Annotated in this window: 3 protein-coding genes; all 3 read right to left on the bottom strand. The window is 73.5% G+C overall.

The window, feature by feature from the left end; translation table 11 throughout:
- Positions 1–166 precede the first annotated feature (166 nt).
- Positions 167–1,012 carry a BtpA family protein gene (locus tag HMPREF0731_RS00935; protein ID WP_007002098.1) on the bottom strand — a complete coding sequence of 282 codons (846 nt, stop codon included), beginning with the start codon at positions 1,010–1,012 and terminating at the stop codon, positions 167–169.
- Positions 1,012–1,788, bottom strand: coding sequence for a glutamine amidotransferase (locus HMPREF0731_RS00930; RefSeq protein ID WP_007002097.1), 777 nt, complete (start codon positions 1,786–1,788; stop codon positions 1,012–1,014). Before HMPREF0731_RS00930 ends, HMPREF0731_RS00935 begins: the two co-directional genes overlap by 1 nt.
- Positions 1,785–2,228 (bottom strand): substrate-binding domain-containing protein (locus HMPREF0731_RS00925; protein ID WP_007002096.1); only part of this gene is annotated, 444 nt, incomplete at its 5' end. The genes HMPREF0731_RS00930 and HMPREF0731_RS00925, both read right to left, overlap by 4 nt.

Here is a 2,228-nt window from a genome sequence, read left to right as displayed (position 1 = left end):
AGATGCACGGCGGCGCCGGCCCGGGCCGCCACCACCGCCTGGTTCAGCCCCTTGCCGCCCGGCGCGCGCGACGCGCCGCGCGCCACCAGTGTTTCCCCCGGCCGCGGCAGATGCGGCACCGGACAGAGCAAGTCGATGCCGGCATTGCCGAGGACGAGGAGGCGGCTCATGTCCGGGCGCGCTCCACCGCCGCCATGAACACCCGCAGCCGCTCGGGATCGACCGGGTTCCACCACACGCCGTCCCGCTTGAGGTAGCTGGCGACGATGACGGCATCGGCGACGGTGAGGATGTCGCCCACATTGTCCGGCGTCACGCCCGAGCCGACCGCGACCGGCAGCGCGGTGCCGGAGGCGATGGTGGAGAGCTCCTCCATGCTGGCGGAATCGCCGGTACGCTGGCCCGTGGCGATGGCCACATCGGCGTCGAAGAACTCCACGTCCCGCGCCAGCTCGGGGATCGAGCGGTCGGCGGTCAGCGCATGGGCGCCATGCTTGACGTGGACATCGGCGAAGATCTTCACCTCCCGCGCCCGCAGCCAGGCGCGGTAGCGCGTGGCGGCGGCGGCGGGGCCTTCGACGAAGCCCTCATTGGCCACATAGGCATTGGCCCACTGGTTGACCCGGATGAAGGCGGCCCCCGCCGCCTTGGCCACCGCCAGGGCCTGGATGGCGCCATTGGCCAGCACGTTGACGCCGACGGTCAGGCCGCTGGCGCGGCGCACCGCCTCGGTCATCACCGCCATGCCGGCGGCGGTCTCGGGGCCCAGATGCTCGGGCTTGCTGAAGGGGATGTCGCCGTGGTTCTCGACGATCAGCCCGTCCACCCCGCCATCGCGGTAGCGCAGCGCCTCGGCCACGGCGAAGTCGACGATCTCCGCCATCGGCTGCCCGTCATACTCGGGCGCCCCAGGCAGGGGGAGCGAGTGGATGACGCCGATCACGGCCTTGCGGCGGCCGAACAGCGTCTCGATCGCGTTGGCGCGGGGGCGGAAGACCGGCTGGGCGGGCATCAGGCGTCGCGCCCCGCCAGCCAGCCCAGCATGTTGCGCCACAGCGTGCCATAGCCCTCCCAGTCGACGAAGGGCTGTGGCAGCCAGTGCGGGCCGATGTCGGAGGTCCAGGCCAGGGTCCGCCCGGCGCCGTGCCGGCCGGTGACCAGCAGCGGGTGGCCGCCCTCGCTCTCCGGCAGGCGGGCCAGCACCTCGGCGCCGGGCCGGGCCACCACCTCGTTGGCGCCGAGCAGCAGCGGCAGCGGCTGCGGCACGCCGCGGAAGATGGGGTGCCCGGCGGCGCCCGGCGCCAGCTCGGCCACGAAGCCCTCCGGCACTTCCAGCCGGTCGTCATAGGGCAGGCAGGTCACCGGCAGCGCGTCCTCGACCGGCGTGCGCCGCCAGCGGGCACGGCCGTCGATGCCCTGGAAGCTGAAATAGCCGCCGATCATGGCGAGCCCCCCTCCCCGCTCCGTCCAGTCGCGGATCAGCTTGAGGCGGTTGGGCACGGGGCGGCCCTGCAGCCACACCTCGGGCGGCAGCAGCAGCGTGTTGGCGCCGATGTCGGAGAGCAGGATGACGTCGTAGCCGGCCAGCCCCTCCGCCGCGAAGGGGAAGCCCTGCGCCGCCTCATGCGCCGGCATGTAGGTCAGCTCGAAGGGGCTGTCGCGCAGCGCGGCCACCAGGGGCTCAGCGCCCAGGTGGAAGGTGACGCTGCCAAACTGGTCGAAGCCCTTGTAGTGGGTGGCGGAGGTCGCCCAGCTTTCGCCGACGAGCAGCACCTTCGTCTTGGTCATGTGCGGTTGGCTTTCCCTATGAAGCCGCAGGAAGAGGAGACCGCCGGTGCCTGGCCCGGTGCGGGTGGCGGCGCGACGGAGTGCCGCTCCACCAGCTCCACCGGAAGCCGGATGGGCGGCGCGCTGCCCTCGGCCTGGCCGGGGTTCTCCAGCCGGGCGCGCAGCAGGGCGACGCCGCGCCGTCCGAACTCGGCCACCGGCTGGCGGATGGCGGTGATCGGCGGGTTGAACAGGTGCAGCGGCCCGACATCGTCGAAGGCCACCAGCGAGAGATCCTCCGGCACGCGCAGCCCCGCCTCGCGCACGCCCTCCAGGAAGCCGGCGAGCAGCGCGCCGCTGCCGAGCAGCAGGCCGGTGGGGCGGGTGCTGTGGGCCAGCCAGCCGGCGGCGGCGGCGCGGCCCTGCTCGGGCGTGTGCGGCCCGGTGCTCTGCCAGGCGAT

The organism is Pseudoroseomonas cervicalis ATCC 49957, from assembly GCF_000164635.1.
Taxonomy (GTDB): Bacteria; Pseudomonadota; Alphaproteobacteria; order Acetobacterales; family Acetobacteraceae; genus Pseudoroseomonas; species Pseudoroseomonas cervicalis.
The sequence above is the reverse complement of the archived record's forward strand: the minus strand, read 5'-3'. Positions and strand labels throughout refer to the sequence as shown.